General features: G+C 44.6%; 17 protein-coding genes. 11 read left to right on the plus strand and 6 right to left on the minus strand.

Annotation, left to right across the window (positions count from 1 at the left end):
- Nucleotides 1-627, plus strand: a 627-nt coding sequence (locus tag HUU58_14555; protein NUN46895.1) for a serine/threonine protein kinase, incomplete at its 5' end; no start/stop codon positions are given.
- Nucleotides 628-659: 32 nt separating this feature from the next.
- Entirely contained in the window at nucleotides 660-1,226 is a 567-nt protein-coding gene (locus tag HUU58_14560) for a hypothetical protein (GenBank protein ID NUN46896.1), read from the plus strand.
- Here HUU58_14560 and HUU58_14565 read toward each other — a convergent pair.
- The 3 genes from HUU58_14565 to HUU58_14575 all read right to left on the minus strand — a co-directional run bounded on the left by HUU58_14565 (nucleotide 1,212) and on the right by HUU58_14575 (nucleotide 3,091).
- Nucleotides 1,212-1,910 (minus strand): hypothetical protein, encoded by a 699-nt coding sequence (locus HUU58_14565; GenBank protein NUN46897.1) that lies wholly within the window; start codon nucleotides 1,908-1,910, stop codon nucleotides 1,212-1,214. The two genes, HUU58_14560 and HUU58_14565, sit on opposite strands and share 15 nt — an antisense overlap.
- A 430-nt stretch (nucleotides 1,911-2,340) precedes the next feature.
- Nucleotides 2,341-2,568 (minus strand): hypothetical protein, encoded by a 228-nt coding sequence (locus tag HUU58_14570; GenBank protein NUN46898.1) that lies wholly within the window; start codon nucleotides 2,566-2,568, stop codon nucleotides 2,341-2,343.
- The gene (locus HUU58_14575; protein NUN46899.1) at nucleotides 2,555-3,091 is read right to left on the minus strand and encodes a nucleoside 2-deoxyribosyltransferase; all 537 of its coding nucleotides are present in this window, start codon (nucleotides 3,089-3,091) and stop codon (nucleotides 2,555-2,557) included. Before HUU58_14575 ends, HUU58_14570 begins: the two co-directional genes overlap by 14 nt.
- 216 nt (nucleotides 3,092-3,307) lie before the next feature.
- On the opposite strand from HUU58_14575, the gene HUU58_14580 reads away from it, so the two are divergent.
- The 8 genes from HUU58_14580 (at nucleotide 3,308) to HUU58_14615 (ending at nucleotide 11,251) form a co-directional block, all read left to right on the plus strand.
- A complete protein-coding gene (locus HUU58_14580; GenBank protein ID NUN46900.1) occupies nucleotides 3,308-5,050 on the plus strand; it encodes a sigma-54-dependent Fis family transcriptional regulator in 1,743 nt (580 codons plus the stop codon).
- Between the two features lie 200 nt (nucleotides 5,051-5,250).
- Nucleotides 5,251-5,460, plus strand: coding sequence for a hypothetical protein (locus HUU58_14585; GenBank protein ID NUN46901.1), 210 nt, complete (start codon nucleotides 5,251-5,253; stop codon nucleotides 5,458-5,460).
- A 166-nt stretch (nucleotides 5,461-5,626) separates the two neighbouring features.
- Entirely contained in the window at nucleotides 5,627-6,451 is an 825-nt protein-coding gene (locus tag HUU58_14590) for a hypothetical protein (protein NUN46902.1), read from the plus strand.
- A 142-nt stretch (nucleotides 6,452-6,593) separates the two neighbouring features.
- Nucleotides 6,594-7,418, plus strand: coding sequence for a hypothetical protein (locus HUU58_14595; protein ID NUN46903.1), 825 nt, complete (start codon nucleotides 6,594-6,596; stop codon nucleotides 7,416-7,418).
- 130 nt (nucleotides 7,419-7,548) lie between these two features.
- Nucleotides 7,549-8,769 (plus strand): amidohydrolase family protein, encoded by a 1,221-nt coding sequence (locus tag HUU58_14600; GenBank protein NUN46904.1) that lies wholly within the window; start codon nucleotides 7,549-7,551, stop codon nucleotides 8,767-8,769.
- 54 nt (nucleotides 8,770-8,823) lie between these two features.
- Nucleotides 8,824-9,840, plus strand: coding sequence for a 3-deoxy-7-phosphoheptulonate synthase (gene aroF, locus HUU58_14605; protein NUN46905.1), 1,017 nt, complete (start codon nucleotides 8,824-8,826; stop codon nucleotides 9,838-9,840).
- 28 nt (nucleotides 9,841-9,868) lie between these two features.
- The gene (locus tag HUU58_14610; protein ID NUN46906.1) at nucleotides 9,869-10,450 is read left to right on the plus strand and encodes an NUDIX hydrolase; all 582 of its coding nucleotides are present in this window, start codon (nucleotides 9,869-9,871) and stop codon (nucleotides 10,448-10,450) included.
- A gap of 3 nt (nucleotides 10,451-10,453) precedes the next feature.
- Nucleotides 10,454-11,251 (plus strand): hypothetical protein, encoded by a 798-nt coding sequence (locus tag HUU58_14615; GenBank protein ID NUN46907.1) that lies wholly within the window; start codon nucleotides 10,454-10,456, stop codon nucleotides 11,249-11,251.
- Here the strand turns inward: HUU58_14615 and HUU58_14620 are convergent.
- From HUU58_14620 to HUU58_14630, 3 genes are read right to left on the minus strand one after another with little or no spacing between them, the layout of a single operon-like run.
- Nucleotides 11,235-12,923, minus strand: a complete 1,689-nt coding sequence (locus HUU58_14620) for an ABC transporter ATP-binding protein (GenBank protein NUN46908.1) — start codon at nucleotides 12,921-12,923, stop codon at nucleotides 11,235-11,237. The two genes, HUU58_14615 and HUU58_14620, sit on opposite strands and share 17 nt — an antisense overlap.
- Before the next feature lie 2 nt (nucleotides 12,924-12,925).
- Nucleotides 12,926-15,382: a PP2C family protein-serine/threonine phosphatase gene (locus HUU58_14625; protein NUN46909.1), complete on the minus strand. Its 2,457-nt coding sequence runs from the start codon at nucleotides 15,380-15,382 to the stop codon at nucleotides 12,926-12,928.
- Complete coding sequence (locus HUU58_14630) at nucleotides 15,379-16,836, minus strand: hypothetical protein (protein ID NUN46910.1); 1,458 nt, start codon at nucleotides 16,834-16,836, stop codon at nucleotides 15,379-15,381. The genes HUU58_14625 and HUU58_14630 overlap by 4 nt, the downstream gene beginning before the upstream one ends.
- 39 nt (nucleotides 16,837-16,875) lie before the next feature.
- On the opposite strand from HUU58_14630, the gene HUU58_14635 reads away from it, so the two are divergent.
- A complete protein-coding gene (locus tag HUU58_14635) occupies nucleotides 16,876-18,537 on the plus strand; it encodes a fibronectin/fibrinogen-binding protein (GenBank protein ID NUN46911.1) in 1,662 nt (553 codons plus the stop codon).
- The last annotated feature ends 95 nt before the right edge of the window (nucleotides 18,538-18,632 follow it).

Raw genomic sequence — 18,632 nt, forward strand, 5'->3', positions numbered from 1 at the left:
GGTAAATTGATACACCATCCGAATGTCGTGAAAATATACGGAGCGGGATCGAGCGAAACGCGTCGGTTCATCACGATGGAAATGGTGGAAGGCAAGACATTGAAGCAGTTAATTCGTGAAAAAGGCGCGTTACCTGTGGATGAAACTCTGCGAATGGCACTTCATATTGCCGAGGGGTTGAAAGAGATTCACAGGCATGGTGTTGTTCATCGCGACCTCAAGTCGGAGAATGTATTACTGCGTTCAGCCGGAAGTTTGGTGATCATGGATTTTGGGTTGGCTCGGATTAAAGGTATGACATCGGCGGCGGCGAGAGATCAACTTGTGGGTACGCTAGCGTATATGAGTCCGGAGCAGAGCCTTGGTAAAGAGGTAGATCATCGTTCAGATATATATAGTTTTGGCGTGATCATGTATGAGATGCTATATGGAGAGATGCCTTTTATTGCGAATAATGAGATGGAGTTGATATTGGCGATTCACAACGAGACCCCGCCACGACTGGTAGCGGCAGTGCAGACTCCATACTCGGAACTTATCCGAATATGTCTCGCTAAAAGTCCAGAACAACGCTTTGGGGATGTGCAAATGCTAATGAATAACCTTGGAACATTGAGAGTGAAATAATATTTTACTTCTTTTGAAGGAGTTCGTAAAAAATGGATAAAATAAAACAAATTACAATAGCAAGCGGAGGAGTTATTGCGACATCATTTCTACCCTTGTACCTATACGCATTAAGAATCGAATATAACATACAAGTTAATGTAGCGTTGTCGCCGGAGGCATTAAATTTTGTTACACTTCCTTCGATGCGTGCTATTAGCGGTGGTGTAGTGTATACTAAAAATGTGCAATTTGATTCAAATAACTTGCCTTTACACATTACACTATCACAATCCGATTTGTTAATATTATATCCAGCCTCAGCAAGAATAATAGCGCAATGTGCTACCGGCGAAATTAATTGTTGTGTTACAAGATTATTTGCATTTACACCTAAAGAAAAAATTATAATATGTCCGATATTGCACCCACAAATGGAGCGTCAATTATATCAACCGCATATAACAAAGCTTGAATCTTTGGGTTGTAAAATTATAGGTTCAATCGAAGAAGCTCCGAATTGGGTACAAATTCAGAATTTTTTTATAAAAAAGTTACGACTAAAAGCAAGAGATGGAAATTTAAGAAGCCATTTACTGTCTTCGTTAATTATGGGATAATACGGGCGGTAATCTTCGTTTTAGAAATAGCTCAGTGGCTTTGTGGCAAGCACCATAAGCTGAACTCATAATAGCCATTTCTTCGCTTATTAAGAGTTTAGCGATATGGATATTTTCTTTTTTTATGCCTGTTTTCATTAATGCCGGCATACATAGTGTCTCCCCTCCCAAGCCAAAAACAATAGCCTGTTTGCATTTACTAAAACCTTTTTTTGCCTTTCTGATCTCCACACTAAGTAGATCAATAGCCGCAACATAAAATTGGTTAGCAATATCCTGCCACTCTTTTGTGGAAAAGAAAGTGGAATCCATATCTATGGTATCCGCTATAGCTCTTATAGCATCTTTTTTGGAACCTAAAGCTCCAAATAGGGATAACTGATTGCTTAATTCGGTTGAAAGAAGTTCCAATAATGTGGAAATGGATTGAAACGTAACACCTCTTGGAATTACGTGAAATTTATTACCTTTAATTCTAACTTCTTTTAGAAGATACTCCAAAGGAGTGGTTTGAGTGCCAATCCATATCAGTCGTCCCGATTGAATTCTCTTGTAATGAGTTTGTGAAACTTTAGAATCGGGGGGGATGATTTTTCCGTTAATCAGTTGAAAAACTGCAGTGGTCGATCCGCCCATATCTAACACGAGACCGCTGAAAAAGGGAGGGGTTAGGCGTTTTGCCAAATGAGCGGTACCGACCGAATTTGTGAAGAAGAAATTCTGAAGACTATCGTCGGATAGAGAACTGATTCTGGAAGTTAGAACAACTGATGTATCTTGTGTAAAAAGATACGTGTTAGTCTTAGGCAAAAGAGCTTTTAAAACTGACGCTGTATGTTTAACGCCTTCTGAAAATGTCTGATACGAATAGCCTGAGCTTATTCCTGCGACTAAACTACATATCTTTTTTTGGTAGCCGACTCCTATGTTATCAATCAGTAGATTTCGAATATATCGTTCGAAATTAGACGACCGATCATATTTTGTAAACCCTGTATGATCAATATTGCAAGTGCACCACTTTATTTGTCGGGACTCACAATCATAAATAAAAACCTTGATTTTGCTGTTGCCGATATCTAGTCCGATGCATTTATTGCCCATATTATAGCTATTAGCATCCTACACCACCAGCAGAATCCAAAAGTTCTAGCACACCAAAATTACTTGCAAAAAGTAAAAAAGAGCTTTGGGTCATAGTCTTAAATAGTTCGGCTTGTTGCGTTGTTATTTTCACCCCTTTTTTATGGGCAGCTTTTTCAGGGTGAGACAATAGAAGAGTACGAAATTTATCATCGGAAACAGCGCAATTAAGAAGATCGGATAAATTATTTTTTTTCATAAGTCCTCCATGATAATGGATTGAGGTTAAGAGATTGTGTAAGAAAAGATTTTTGAATAATTTTATCGTAGATCTCAAAAATTTTATCAGTCAAATCATGAGAATCATTCGTAAATAGTATAGGAATTGTAGTAAGCATGGTATCCCTTAGTGCTGCATCATAGATTGCTTTATCTAAACAAAGTAATCCATTTAAATTACCTTTAACCATCCAGTTTTGGAAAAAACGACAATTTGCCTGAACAATTCCAATCAATGGTTTGTTTCTAGCTGCATACCAACCTGCTTCACTTGCGCAATCGATTCCAAAGGCATCTAATAGGATAATACCTGCGTCGGAGTTCTCCATTTCACTAATACATTGTTCATAAATTTTCTTGGGAAACTGAGAATGGGGTATATCTGGAAAGGTGAATTCTTGAGGAAGAATCAGTGATATTCGTTTCTCATCCAACTTTGATTTAAAATGAGAATTTATAGGCGCGTTTATGATACTTGCTGACAGGTATAAATTTAGTTTCATTCTGTTTGTATAAGTTGAGAAACTTAGAGCTTATAAAACATATATATATGTAATAAAGAATGTAATGTCATGTTGCTCTTTTGTCAACAAAAAAACACATGTATACCAATTGCTTATTTCAATAAATCAATGAAGATTAAAATTTTCAAAATCCCTTGCGAAGCGGGCTATTTCTTTTAAATTAAAATCATAACACTTACGGTTCCTCACGGGTATATGATCAAAATTTATGAAAGCCTGCAGGATTTGCAGGTCAAAATAGACGAAACGTTCAAAGAGCTATCGCAGGGATTTAATAAAGTCAACGGCGCGATCACGCAAAAAAACCTTCCCGCCGCCGAATCCGCACTCAATGATCTTTTTAAAGCGTTTATGTCGCGTACCCGTGCGATAAACGCCCAGTCGGCGTCGGTCGGCGCGGACATCAAAAAAATAGAATCCCAGTGCGCTGAAATATCCGCCGAAAAAGAACAATTCAAAGCGTTGTATAATTCCGGCATCGCGATGACGACGCAAGGCGAATTGCAGGGACTGATCACATTTGCGATGGATCAGATGACCTATCATCTTCGCGCGGAACGTGGTTTTCTGATTTTGGTGGATGAGCACGGAGAACGCGAATACTTTGTCAGTAAAAATTTTGACGGACAAAATATAGACGACCCGGCCGCCGAAGTGAGCACCAGCGTAATTCAAAAAACATTGGATGCGTTACAACCGATCAAGGTGGACGACGATACACTATCCGAGAGCATCATGAAACAAGGTAGTTTTGTGCGCCTCGGGCTTCGTGCCGTGATGTCGGTGCCGATCATTTTCAGGAAAAAATTACTCGGTGTGGTCTATCTTGACCGGCGGGAAGAAACCAAAGGTTTTTCGGATAACGACTTGGCTTTTCTGATGGCATTTTCCCGGCAGATTGCTTTTCGGGTTAATGAACTCAAGGAACAACAGCATGTTCATACCGAATACGAACGCCGTGATCGCAATCGCTTACAATCGTTGCGAGAAAAATATAATTTTTCAGAAATCATCGGCAAAAGCGAACGGTTGGTCAAAGTACTTGAATTGGCCGGTAAGGTAGCATCTTCTGAGGTTACTGTTTTGATCCAAGGCGAGAGCGGTACGGGTAAAGAATTGATCGCCCGTGCCATTCATTTTAACAGCGACCGGTACGAACATAAATTCATAGCTATCAATTGTGGTGCGATTCCTTCGGAACTTCTCGAATCGGAATTATTCGGATACGAATCGGGTGCATTTACCGGTGCCGTCAAAACCAAAATTGGAAAATTTGAAGCGGCGCATCGCGGAACCTTGTTTTTGGATGAAGTAGCCGAGTTGTCTATGAACCTTCAGGCCAAAATTTTACGTGTTCTGCAAACCAAAGAACTCGAACGTCTTGGCAGTACGGAAACGCGCAAAATCGACCTGCGCATTATATCGGCCAGCAATAAAAACCTCCAGCAGATGGTGCGGGAAGGTAAATTTCGTGAAGATTTATATTACCGTCTCAAAGTCGTAGAGATCGAATTACCGGCGTTACGAGAACGGAAGGAAGATATTCATCTTCTGGTTAGTTTTTTTGTTCAGAAATACGGCGAACAACGGATTCAGTCGGTCAGCGAAGATGCGATGGATATTTTAGAAAACTACGCATGGCACGGCAATATCCGTGAATTGGAAAATGTCATTCAACGTGCGATCATTCTTTCGTCCGGCGCGCAGATCGAAGTGCAGGATTTACCTCCGGAGATTGTTTCCAAAACGGAAAGCGGATATAAGGTAGACAAAGATTTGTCGCTCGAAGACGCGGAAACGGATTTTCGGCGATGGTTCGTGTTACGCGCACTGCGGAAAAGTAACAACAATAAATCCAAAGCCGCTGAAATGCTTGGCATCAACCGCACCCACTTTTTTCGTATGCTCAATCAACTGGGCATATCCGACTCAGAATAGCTCTGTTATAGCTCTCTCTTTCCCTTCCCAAGCCCCATTTCTGAAATCGCGTAGCATTTTTGCGACCATTTACACATTTCGGTCTGTCGTATTATTGTAACACATTTTACGATTTATGACAGCGTGAGGTTGATTTTTTTAATGTTAATTTTTGGCACAGCAATTGATAAACCTACAATACCATTATCAGGGATTTCATAGTGAAAAAAAAGGTTCTCATTTTTAATCAAGACATTGATGAATTATCAGCTATACGCCAGGTATTGGTTCGGGAAGGGTATGAAGCGATAACGGCATCCAACTGGGATACGGCGACTAAACTTTTCGCCAGCCTTGAGATTGACTATGTGCTTATGAATGGTAAATCCGGCGATATTCAGCGCGTTTTACAAAGCGCACTCAAGATGTGATCAAGTATTCGTACTGCAGCTTTAAAAAGTTGCTCGTGCGTGAGGACCGCGCGGTTCTAATGGCCGCGCGGATTTTTTGAAAAGTATGTTGGATATCATAGACAAACGTAAAGCCGTAAGGTAAATTTCGATCATAAGTAATCATTAAAATCAATGGGAGGATTTTATGAAACATCTAATGACAGGGGCTTGTATTTTGGTGTTGGTTGCGTTGACTTCATGTGGTGGTGATGATGCCGCCAAACCGGAAGAATTCGGAACGCAGGAAGAAGCCCTCACGGCTCTGAATGCAAATAAATCGAATATGTTGCTGGCTTTGGATGCCGCGGAAGGAGCAATTGATGCGGCTTCAGGTTTTGGATTAGACAAACGTTCCGCGTATAATTCCAAGAAACTTAACCGTGCAATGACTTATACGTACGACGCATCTACGGGTTGGTGGACGGACGAGTATACCAATTCATCCGGCGGGTATAATTATGATTACACATGGAACATTCGTTTTACACCACGCGATGCTAATGGGTATTCGACGGATGAAACTTCAAAAATGGAATATAAATACGATTATCTTTATAACGGGGCAAACACATATTATTCATATGACATGGATCTGGGTGCCGATATGACGTTGACGGGCGTCAATGCGTATCGTGCAGCGACCGGAAATCTTGTATTAAATGGTACGAATGCAATCAGTTATGTTTGGGATTATTCGTACCTCACGTATGATTACACGTATGATTATAGTCATAAATATACCTATAAGTCTCTAGAGATATCACCCGATGGTGACTATCCTGAAGGCGGTTCGGTCAGTTTCACCATTCGTTCCAAGTTTGAAGGTGAGATAGGTGAAGAAGGTGGTGATGCATTGAATTATTATGTCGCCGGAAAGATAACGTTCGACGGAGACAATACGGCGCTGCTCGAATTCGGCGGTTTTTCTTTTATTCTTAATTTGGATACCAATGAAGTAACACCGGCATAAATTTCCCCTTTCTTATTGGATTACAACCAAACCGCTTCGGTTCGTCATAGAGCCGGGCGGTTTTTTTATGTAGATTTTTATTGGCTTCAGGCAACTCTTATCGTACCTTGCCCATATAGCCATAAAAACAAGGGAGGTAATTATGAAAAAAGTAATGCGATTTTTGGTAGTAGCCATGAGTACGTTCATGACCTCGTGCGGAGGTGATGATGAACTCAAACCTGAAAAATTTGCAACCCAGGAAGAAGCCATGACGGCTTTTTCCAACAATCAATATAACATGCAAGATGCTTATCATAGCGTGGGTGATGCGATTGATTATACAGGCGGTGTGAGTGTGGGTGCGGTTAAAACCGAAAAAAAGAAAAAAACGAACCGTGCCATGACGTGGGCATATGACGCGTCAACCGGTTGGTGGTCTGATGCAAATCAATATAGCGGCGAAGGCTATAATGAAAGTTATGAGTGGAAAATAAGATACTCTCCTCGCGACGCCAATGGTCAACCGACCGAAACTACGGATAAAATGGAGTATAAATATGATGTGGACTTAGAGTCCGGCACATCCGGTAATATGCTAGAACTTTCGACGGATCAAGATATAACGCTAACCAATATTGATGAATTTAATGCCGAAACCGGTAATCTGATTATCAATGGCTCAAATAATTTGTCTTGGAAGATGGCTTATGCGTACGAATTGTATTCGTATTCATACGAATACGTTCACAAATATAAATACAATTCGATCGCCGCATCCCCGACCGATTCGTATCCGCAAAGCGGTTCGGTTAGTTTTACAATCAAATCGAATTTTGAAGGAGATGGGGTAGAAGGTGATCCGGAAGCTCTTAATTACTACATCGAAGCTAAAATCACTTTTGATGGTGATAACACGGCGATATTAGAATTTGGCGGATACAGTTTTACGCTCAATTTGGATAGCTTTTCGATAACGCCGATCTGATTTGGATTTCATATTTTTTCGATTAACCGCTTCGGTTCGCACAGAGCCGGGCGGTTTTTTATTTTGTATCAAAGAATCATGAGATGTAGTAGATTCTACATTTTGAGAGAAAAACGGAGATCGGCGTTTTATGCGTTTATTTTTGTCTGACTGGGTCTTACCCGTGGTGTCCCCACCGATTCGCTATGGCGGCGTTGTTACAGATCAAGGAAAAATAATCGCCGTAGGTGAAGCTTCTACACTTCAAGATAAATTTCCTTCCATCGAAGTCGAACGGATGACAAATACGGTAATCATGCCGGGTTTGGTCAATTCGCACACCCACATCGAACTGTCAATGATGAAAGACGCCATTCCTGATGGACTTCCTTTTGCTGAATGGGTGTACCGTGCTATCACGGGACGTTTTACTTATACAACTGAAGCTATTCGGGATGCAGCATCGCTAGCTGTACAAAGTATGATCCAAAACGGCACTGTGGCTGTAGGCGATATCGCCAATAATTCCGATATTTCACAACCGCTTTTAGAAAACTCCACGATGTGGGCTGTTATCTTTCACGAAGCAACGGGGTTTCAGTCGGCTGTAGCACAGGAAAAATTTACCGAATTTTCCCGTAAAGCATGGCAGCCCGGCACAGAACGCGTGCGTCATGCGTTGGCCCCGCATGCGCCATACTCAGTATCACGCGCACTATTTTCCGAAATTCGCGCATTCAATCGTAGCGGCCGTCTGACAACGATGCATTTGGCAGAATCGCACGATGAGGTGGTCTTTATACGAACCGGCGAGGGTCCGATGCGGGAAATGATCGAAAAACTCGGGCGGTGGGATGATACGTGGGAAGCGCCCAAAACCACACCTGTAAAATACGCCCACGCTTTGGGTATGCTGATGCCGGGTATGCTGGCTGTGCATGTAGTGCACACGGATGATGAAGATATTCAACTGATGAAACAATATCACATCTCGGTATGCACATGCCCGCGAAGCAATGTAAAAATCAATGTCGGCGGAACGGCGCCGATCAGAAAATATCTCGATGCGGGAATCAATGTATGCATCGGCACGGACAGTTTGGCAAGTAATGATGATCTGGATGTGTGGAACGAAATGCATGCTTTGCAAAAACAGCATGCCTCTGTGAAACCAGAAGAAATAGTTCGTATCGCTACGTTCAACGGCGCCAAAGCCCTAAGTCTTGATAATGTGATCGGCACGATCGAAACCGGGAAAGCCGACGCCCTCATTGCGGTGACTTCACGCGAATCCGTGTCGGAACCGTACGGTTTCCTGACCGGCGGAAAATCGACGTTTGACTCAGTACGACCGTTGTTCGCCCATTCTTGATCGGTGTATTTTTTTTGCATAGATTGTGGCAATCGAAAGGTGATTTTATTTATGATGATTGTAGTGATGCATCGCGATGCATCGGTTTCGGATATTTCGACCGTCCTGCATATTATCGAAGAGAGCGGTTGCACGGCGCATGTCAGCAAAGCGGAAGAAAAAACCGTCGTCGGTGTTGTCGGCGATGATCGCGGTATCGTGAGTGAAAAAATTCAAACCTTACAAGGGGTTGAAAAAATATTTGCGACATCTAAACCGTACAAATTGGCCAGCCGTGAGTGGAAAAAAGAAAATACGCTGGTACGTGTAGGACAGGTTACATTCGGCGGTTCGGACGTCGTACTTATCGCCGGTCCCTGCGGCGTCGAAAGCGAGCAGCAAATTTTAGAAATAGCGCAGGCCGTCAAAGAAGCCGGGGCGCACATTTTGCGCGGAGGGGCGTTTAAGCCTCGCACTTCGCCATACAGCTTCCAAGGATTAGGTGAACGCGGTCTCGAATTGCTTGCTTTGGCGCGCGAAAAAACCGGTATGCCGATTGTGACTGAAGTGGTGACGCCCAATCAGGTCGAACTTGTCGCTAAATATGCCGATATGCTGCAGATCGGCGCACGCAATTCGCTTAATTATTCACTTCTGCAAGAAGTCGGCAAAACTAATAAGCCTGTATTGCTCAAACGCGGCATGATGTCGCATCTGGAAGAATATATGATGTCGGCCGAATACATTTTAGCCAACGGTAATTATAACGTAGTATTGTGTGAACGCGGAATTCGTACGTTTGAAACGTCCACACGCAATACGATGGATATTGCTGCGATTCCCGTGCTTAAGTCGTGGACGCATCTTCCGGTGATAGCCGATCCGAGTCATGCCACCGGCAAACGTTCGCTGGTACAACCGGTAGCCAAAGCGGCCGTCGCCGCCGGTGCGGACGGCCTCATGATCGAGGTGCACCATCATCCTGAACATGCCTTATCGGACGGTCCGCAAGCCGTACTGCCTGATGAATACGCCGCATTGGTTCGCCAATTGCGACAAATCAGTTCTGTACTCGGACGCTCGATCGCCTAAACGCAATTTATTTCATAACCGTTTGTTCATGAAAGTATCCACCGTGACGACGCGTTATTCCCATCTTGAAGAATCTTCATTGTCGAGTGAAAAACTCGTGGACGGCCATCTGCTCAAGGCCTGGCGCGATGTCGTAAAGTTGCCCGACGGCAAAACAGGCATTCGCGAATATATTCGCCACCCCGGCGCGGTGATCATGTTGCCGTTGTTTGAAAACGGTGATACCATGCTTATTCGTCAATTTCGATTTCCACCGAAAAAAATATTTTGGGAGTTGCCGGCCGGTAAATTAGACGGACCGGAAGATCCGCTGGTGGCAGCGCAGCGCGAACTGATCGAAGAAACAGGATGGTCGGCTTCGCACTGGACGCGCGTCGGCTCGTTTTATCCCTGCATCGGATACAGCGATGAGCGAATGATCTTGTATATCGCCGAAGATCTCACACCGGCGGAGTCCGCACATGATGACGACGAATTTATCGAACGGTTTCGTATGCCGCTCGGCGATGCATTGCAAAAAGTATGGTCCGGAGAAATAGATGATATGAAAACCATAGCCGCGCTTTTGCTGGCCGAACATACGCTACGCAACAACTCTAAAACGAGGTGATGTATGGGTACATTTGACCGCGATGACAAAGAAGGTTGGCGCGAACGGGAAGGTGATGAAGAAGAACCTTGGAAAAAAGCACACGAAAACTGGAAAAACGATTCCCGCTTATCCGATGATGTTCCGGCTACCCGCGAAACCTCTCCGTTTTGGACAGAAGAACGCTGGGAACATTTTATTCAGGAAACAGACAAAGACGGGCTTCAGGTTATCAAGTACTACGAACGGTACTGGAATCATCAGGATCGTGATGTCATGGTCGAAAACGCTATGGCACTTCATTACGTACGGGAAGCGTTCAAGCATATCCATCCGGAAAATCATAAATCTTTTTACGTGCATTATTTTTTAGAACCGGAATGTGCTTTGATGAAACTGCCGGTGCAAAGCAGCGGTCATTTTCTTGAAGCGAAATTGCGAACGGTGTCTGATATTCAGGCGTACCGGTTAGCGCGTGATTTCGCGCGGTTTGCATACCGTTGGCTAAAAGATCTGCCGGATGAATTGCGAATGGAAAAAGTCTCAGAAAGTTTTACTTCCAATATACTCAATGTTTGCACCAAACTTTCCGGCGGCCATGTGATGGGATACCAACCGTGGACGATGGGCGGTCAAATCGTATTGACCAAACGCGCATTACGTTCGATCAATCGCTGTATGGAAATTCTTTTTACCGTCAAAGATCAGTGGGCGCTGGATTACGATCAGTATCTGCAGCTAGACGAAATCGGTCTCGAAACACGCGGTGCCGTAGCGTTGCGTCTTCAGGACTTGCGTGAACAATTCAAATCGTCTTTTTAGAAATTTCAATCAATTGTCCCTCATCCAGTTCAAACATCCGATCTGCCCACTGGCGCACGGCCGGGCGGTGGGAGACGATGATTCGCGTTTTATCTGAAAATAAACGGGTCATCGTTTCGAGAAGTGCTTTTTCAGTCGCCTCATCCAAAGCCGATGTGGCTTCATCCAAAAGTAAAATTTCCGGTTTACGCAAAACAATGCGTGCCAAAGCAAGCCGCTGACGTTCACCGCCGGACATGGTCCATCCTTTTTCTCCGATGATGGTATCCAAACCGTCAGGTAATGTTTTAATCCATGCGTGCAGTTGAACATGCATGAGCGCTTCGATCACTTGTTCATCGCTGACATGAATTTGATCGTACACGACATTGTCTCTTACCGTTGCATGCATGATCAGCGGTTCTTGTGTCATGAGCCCGAAAAGTTTTGCACGTGTAGCGTGCGAAATTTGTGTTACAGGGATACCGTCAAGCGTGATGCGGCCGCGTTGTGGCGCGTACAAACCGATGATCAAATCCAAAATAGTGCTTTTACCGGCGCCGGTTTTGCCTGTGATGACAATGCACTCGCCCCTCCGAATAGTTATATTCACTTTATTTAAAATCGCGGTGGTGCGATGTGCAAAACAAGTTTCTTCCAAACAAAGTGCGTTCGTGAAAGAAGTGTTATCTTTCGTCGGTGATGTTTCTTCGGACGGCGTAATCGGTTTGTTTTTGTATTCGTCCCACAACGTACGGGCTTCGGATAAAAACATACGCCCGCGTGCGATATGCCGCGCCGGATCAATGATCGAGAACGCGGCGGCGATAAATAATACAAAACCGCCGGGACCATACATAAATTCGCCTTCCATCGTCCATGAGCCAATCGTCAAAAGGAGCGTTACACCCACGCCCACACCGGCCATTTCTACCGCGGCCAGTACGATCGCTTGCAACCGATCACGACGGGTTGCCGCATCGCTCCGACGGTGTTCCAGTGATGAAAAACGTTTCGCTTCGTACACGGCGCTGTGAAATAGTCGAATCAATTTGAAAGCTTGCAGCTTATGCCAGACATCCGACTGGATTTCGGATTCGCGCTCGTGTAAAAAAAGCGTCCATCGTGCTGTGTATTTTTGCAAGCGATGTTGCAATAACGTAATACCCGGAATCAATACAAGGCTCAATAAGGTGATCTTCCAGCTGAGTATAAAAAGCACTACGGAATAGAGTACAAGTAAAGGAAAATGCTGGCAAAGAGAAAAAATCCATTGCATCCATGCGCGTACCATAGTTTCAGATGTGGTGATCAGGCGGTGATGCATCGCGCCGTGATTTTCTGCGAGAAATGCGCCGTAAGGCATGCGCAGCAGTTCATGTATTCGAAATTCGCGAAGCGCTGTGATAAGTTTTTGTTGTAACCGTGCGCCGATGGATTGGAATGCGATGTAGGCGAAGTTTTTTATTAAAAAAACAGCAAAAGTCGCCCCGCATAATATCCATAAAGCGGTGGTGCGATCTATGACGGGAAAAGAAATAAGCGGTGTAAGGGGAGTATGCGGACTGAAAACGAGATTGACGAACGGCATAACGATAGCCACACTGACAACCGAGCTCAACGCATATACGGTAGCCCAAAATACAAAGGCTAAATACGATGACAGGTAAGGGCTAATAAAAAAACGATACATGATCACACGATACGAATCACGATCATGGTCATATCGTCATGCTGCGGATGCTGTCCCACAAAACTACGAATCTCCTTTTGCAGCGCATCAATCATGGCAGACGAATTTTGGCCTGATACGTTGAGTAACGTTTGTTGAAGTCGTGCCTCGCCGAATTCTTCACCATGTTTGTTCATGGCCTCAGAGAAACCATCCGTAAAAAATACGAAGACATCGCCGGAGGAAAAAGCTATCGTGGTTTCTTTGAGCTTTTCTGCAAACGTATCGTTTTGCGTCAAGCCGATAGCCATGCCGTCCGGTACGAGCGAATCCATCTGCGAAGCACCGTTGCGTAAACGATACACGGGGTTATGACCGGCGCGCGCGATCGTGACAGTGTTTTTGGAGAAATCAAAAATACCATACACCATACTGATAAAACGGCCGCGCTCTACCTGCGTGCAAAAAATATGATTGACCCGTTCTAAAGTTTCACGCGCCGAATGACTGGTGATCGGCGCTTGTGTTTGCAAAATGCCTTTGACCAATGTCATATAAAAAGCGGCCGAAACGCCTTTGCCGGCGACATCCCCGATGACCACGCCAAGTTTATTTTTATCGTCAAACGCTACAAAATCATAATAGTCTCCGCCGACTTCATGGGCGGGTTCGCATAGACAAGCTATATCGCAGCGATCGTTGACCGGTACGGTGCGCGCGAGCAGTTTGGTCTGAATCGTTCGTGCGATTTCAAATTCGCGATTCATGCGCTGCTTGGATTCCATTTCTTTGACGTATTCCGGGACATAGTCCAGCGTATCGTCGCCACTGTCACGGCTCCACAGCGCGATGAGCGCGAGTGTCAGAAACGAACATAAATAGACGCCGACGATCACCATGCCAGGAATGTCCGATGTGTAATACAAAAAACCGGATTCGGAAATAAGGTAGGCCAGGCTAGCTGATACGGACAACGTCAGAAAATCGTAATATAATAAAATCGTACCGTAAATGATCCCTATCAATAAACCGACAAGAAGACGCGGTTCCCACGGTGAAACGGTATCAAAAATGTATGGCTGCAAAATGCCGACCAATGCAGCTATGCCGATGACGGCGGCCGGGTTTTTCCAGCGCTTGCGAAGAGCGGACAGCGGAAGCAGGTAAAACAAATGATGGTGTATGAGAACGGTCCATATCGAAGCGCCGATCAAAAACAAGGCCCCGTATCCGTCGTATTTGTCCGTACTTTTGGTGTTAAGTAGAAACGAAGTGCCTGGCATAAAATACAGAATAAGTGTGATAGCGCCAATCGTAATGCCTGTCCATGCCATACCGAGTGTTAAACTGCGGCCCCAGCGACGATTGATTATTTTACCGCGACGAATAGCTTCGAAAGTACGATAACTTTCAGGCCAAAAGCGATATACTTCCGAAGCGGTCACGGCAATAATACCTGTCGTCATGATAAAGTACCAACCGCCGGCAATTAACACGACAAAGGAAAGTGTCCAAAAACCGGAGGCTAGTAGCTGTACGCCGATCATCAATGCAAAGCTGACGGCACTGAGAATACCAAAAAAACTTCCGACTTTAAAATCAATGGCGCCGCGTTTGAACTGACGAAAGAATAACACAACGACCATAAGGGAGAATAAAATAAAAAAGATCATGCCCAGCGTGTTGGTCGTTTCACGTTCCCATCGATTTTCCGGATCAATAAACCCGGCTGGATAAAGCCATTCGCGTTCAAAATTAGCAATACGGTAATTTTCAATGCGAAGCTTCACGCGTTCGTATACTTCATCCGTCGGAGCAATGCCGGTAAAAACAAACTCCATCACCGGTTTTTTCCCCGTGATCGAACCTTGCACATCGGATTCTCTGAAATCATCCGGTGAGCGCCCCGCCCATTGACGCAAAAATTCGCGTGCCATGCGCCGTGCACTGTCCAGGTCAAATCCTTCGGTTGCGGCTAAGGATGGATGCGTGGTTTCCAAATCCGTTACGGGTGAAGTATCCTGTTTTGCTTTGGTATAACGATAGCCGACGATATTCCCCAGGCGATCAAGTTCGATCAAGACGCGTTCGGTTTTTGCAGAAGAGTTCCCTTCGGTACGTCCGCCGAATTGGATATTAACTTCATCAATACGTAACCATTCCAACTGTCGGGTATACACCAATGATTTGTTGCGCAGGTGTTTGTTGGCTTGTTCCAGACCGAATTTTTCCTGAAGGTATTCGAGTTGTTTTTGGTTAACTCGGATACTGGCACGCAAAGTGAGCGAATCCATAGAGCGCGGTGCTTTGGCCCATCCGCTGCTCATCCACTGCTGTGACTTGGCTATGGCGGCTTCTTCACTGATCATGCCGCGCATGGCCGATTCCGGATAGACTTTGGGATAAAGTAGTATAAAGACAACTAAGCCGATAACACCGGCTATGATGATAATCCAATCTTTAACGGATAACGTTCTCATGCCACAGGCTCCCCGGGATGCGATTGAAATTTACGAATCAGATACCATGTGAAATGGATGATCATGACGGCGTAAAACGGAATGTATTGCCAGAGTTTGATTTCAGGTCGTTCATACCAATGTGCGCCAAATAACGAGCCGACCAATGTATCGTACGACATAAATACCAAACCGGTAAAAAGCACCCAGGCCGGATTGGGATAAAAACATAAAAAAGGAATAATCCAAATCACGTACCATGGATGTACGGTCGGACTCACTATGAGGATGGCAGCGATGATCAAAAACGCATAATATATACGGCGTTTTGTCTGTACCGCATACGATTTGGTAAAATTGATCCCGTACAATATCATAATAAATAAAGTGAGGCTTATTCCTATCGTTAGGCGCGCCGCAAGCCGTGCGGGGTTGTCCGTAGAAATACCCCAGGCTGTCGTGAGGGATGAATCCAAGCGTGTTTTAAAAAAATTTTCCACGACGGTGTATAACGATGCATTGAATTCCCATGTTTCAGAAAAAATCTTAAGCGAACCAAACTTAATCGCATCCACATCTGAATAACCAGTATATAATAATAATACCGTACCTGCAAAGATCGCCGTTATGGCTAATACATTTTTCCACCGCGAACGTATATCTTCCATAAATGGGAGCAAGGGCAGTGTGAGATATTTGGTGCAGAAGGACAAAGCTAACGGCAGAGCGGATAAAATCGTTTTTTCACGCAGGGAAAACCAAAACGCAAGGAGCATAAAAAATATACCGATGGCGTCCATGTGCCCGTTGCCTGAAAATTCAATGATCGCCAGAGGATTCCATGCATATACCGCGATCCAACCCAACGGTAACTCGAAGTGACGGAGCAACGCCATGATGAGAAAAATAATGCCGATATCAAACAACAGAACCATCAGCTTCATTGCAAGAACGGACTCGGATATCCAGGATGTAATGCGAAATAAAACCTGTGCCGCCGGAGGATAAATGGTTTGTAATTCTTTATGATTGATTTGGGGGTAAATCACACTATCGCGAATGCCATACAGATTTCCCGACTCCGGCGCATAAGCGTAAGGGTTAACGGCGTGATTAGATACACGGCCGTCCCAAATATAGCGGTATATATCGTCCGACAAAACCGGATCGGAAAATAGCAATGTCAATCGAAACACGATCGCCGTTCCAATAATCCACTCCGGTGAAAAAAAAGTTTTACCCCAATAAAAGCGCACATACAACACCGTCAGCAGGTAAATTCCGAATGCGATGCCGAAATGCCAATAAAGCGACTCGAAGTCATTGCGTAATGAAGTGATGCCCGAAATGCGAACCATGCAAAATTCGATCGCGGCGGCAAAAATAAAAAGTAACGGAAAAGTAAAACGGGATAAAAACGAGGATAACATAAAGGCGTTGTCTTCTAAGGCAAGAGGTTGTAATTTGTCGGGCAATTTAAGAAACAGACTCCGAAAGGCAAATAGTAAATTCCCATGATCAGCAATCACCACAGCATCGCACGTTGGGTCATGGAAGCACGCTCCGTATTGGTATCCGCGCGTATCATGGAGATTTTTTGTCAGCAAAAAAATCTTTTACAGATCGGATTGGTTACACCTTCCCGTCAGTCATTGGTTTTGGAAATATACTGCGACCGTCAACCGTATATCGTTTGGCGTTCTAGTTATTCGCGCAAAAACAAAAATTCGATGGATCTTTTTCCAATGATGATTGGTCTTCACATCCGCGACATTGTCATGGACAATACCGACCGACGGGTGATTCTATCCTTTGAAAATGGTTGTCGTTTGGTAGCACAATTCTATGGATCGGCGAATGTGTGGGCGACGGATGCATCGGGTGTAATAACCGGATCGTTTAAAAATGAGCGCGCGGTGCACGAATCGTCCATGAAAATAGAGCCGGGTGGGGCAGATATGCGGCGGTACACGCAGGATGCCGTGGATGTGTTTGAAAGTGTGGCGCTTTTCCGTGAAGCGTTATCCGGCGGATTTGGACATTTGAATAAAATTCTGACGCTTGAGTTTTTGCACGCTGCATCATTAAGCGATATAACAACGGCACGCGAAGCATGGCGAAACTTTATCAATGCGATCTATGACGGTGCGCCGCGTATTTATACCGACCATGGCGATTTGAAGTATTTTTCATTGTTGCCGCTGACGCATCACCTGGGGCGAAACCCGCATTGGAAAGAAGAATTATTTACGTCAGTTAATGATGCGTTCTTAGCCTATGTCCAGTTGCGCTTCTTTGCTGAACGTCTTCAGAAAAAACGAGAAGATCTGCTTCGCGCGAGCCGCCAGCGGATTAAGAAAAACGAACATTTGATCATGGCGCTGCAAGAAGATGCCGAAAAGGCTGCGACGTTTGCGGCGTACGAACAAAAAGCGCATCTTTTGAATATTCATTTGCGTGACGTGCATCGGGGAATGGATAAAATAGTCGTTACCGATGTGTATGATGAGGCGCAAAATGAAATCGAAATAAAGCTCGATCCGATTTTATCGCCGCAAGCCAATGTTGAAAAATACTTTGCGCAATCCAAAAAACTCAAACAGTCTGTGGTGAAAATCGCCGAACGCATCCTTACGATCGGGAAAGAAAATGATACTTTACGGCAAATCGAAGCGCAATTTGCCGATGCGCATGCGATAGATCGAAAAGCGTTAGAAAAAAAATACGATGAATTTGTACGTAACGGTTGGATCAAAAAAACAGAATCCTCCAAACCGACGCGCGCCGCGGATCAGGAAATGCCCGTTTTTCGCGAATTTCGGGTGCATGGCAACTGGCGGGTTTTTGTCGGACAGAATGATATTAAAAACGACGCACTGACGTTTCGTTTCGCAAAAAAAGATGACTTATGGTTTCACGCGCGGGGCGTGGCGGGTTCGCATGTCGTACTCAAACGCGACGGACGCTCGGATAATCCGGGCCAACGTGCAATCGAAGCCGCCGCTCAGATTGCTGCGTTTTTCAGCAAAGCCAAAACGTCATCGCTGGTGCCGGTCGCGTACACGGAACGAAAATATCTTCGCAAACCCAAAGGCGCCAAACCCGGTATGGTTGTGCTTGAACGGGAAGAAGTTTTAATGGTGCCGCCGGTGGAGCCCCGCGAAATAGCCGTCTGATTTATGGCGGCCTAAGCGAATATTTTTTTGTAAAATCTCTGTTAGTTTTATTCCTCCGATTGTATTAAATTGAAGTGCTTCTTTAAAAGACCACA

It is taken from the genome of bacterium (assembly GCA_013360215.1).
Classification (GTDB): domain Bacteria; phylum CLD3; class CLD3; order SB21; family SB21; genus JABWCP01.

Bases quoted from the DNA above. Each gene is read 5' to 3' on its own strand.
- HUU58_14560 (NUN46896.1), top strand. From the start codon at position 660: ATGGATAAAATAAAACAAATTACAATAGCAAGCGGAGGAGTTATTGCG.
- HUU58_14570 (NUN46898.1), bottom strand. From the start codon at position 2,568: ATGAAAAAAAATAATTTATCCGATCTTCTTAATTGCGCTGTTTCCGAT.
- HUU58_14575 (NUN46899.1), bottom strand. From the start codon at position 3,091: ATGAAACTAAATTTATACCTGTCAGCAAGTATCATAAACGCGCCTATA.
- HUU58_14580 (NUN46900.1), top strand. From the start codon at position 3,308: ATGATCAAAATTTATGAAAGCCTGCAGGATTTGCAGGTCAAAATAGAC.
- HUU58_14590 (NUN46902.1), top strand. From the start codon at position 5,627: ATGAAACATCTAATGACAGGGGCTTGTATTTTGGTGTTGGTTGCGTTG.
- HUU58_14595 (NUN46903.1), top strand. From the start codon at position 6,594: ATGAAAAAAGTAATGCGATTTTTGGTAGTAGCCATGAGTACGTTCATG.
- HUU58_14600 (NUN46904.1), top strand. From the start codon at position 7,549: ATGCGTTTATTTTTGTCTGACTGGGTCTTACCCGTGGTGTCCCCACCG.
- aroF (NUN46905.1), top strand. From the start codon at position 8,824: ATGATTGTAGTGATGCATCGCGATGCATCGGTTTCGGATATTTCGACC.
- HUU58_14610 (NUN46906.1), top strand. From the start codon at position 9,869: ATGAAAGTATCCACCGTGACGACGCGTTATTCCCATCTTGAAGAATCT.
- HUU58_14615 (NUN46907.1), top strand. From the start codon at position 10,454: ATGGGTACATTTGACCGCGATGACAAAGAAGGTTGGCGCGAACGGGAA.
- HUU58_14620 (NUN46908.1), bottom strand. From the start codon at position 12,923: ATGTATCGTTTTTTTATTAGCCCTTACCTGTCATCGTATTTAGCCTTT.
- HUU58_14625 (NUN46909.1), bottom strand. From the start codon at position 15,382: ATGAGAACGTTATCCGTTAAAGATTGGATTATCATCATAGCCGGTGTT.
- HUU58_14635 (NUN46911.1), top strand. From the start codon at position 16,876: ATGATCAGCAATCACCACAGCATCGCACGTTGGGTCATGGAAGCACGC.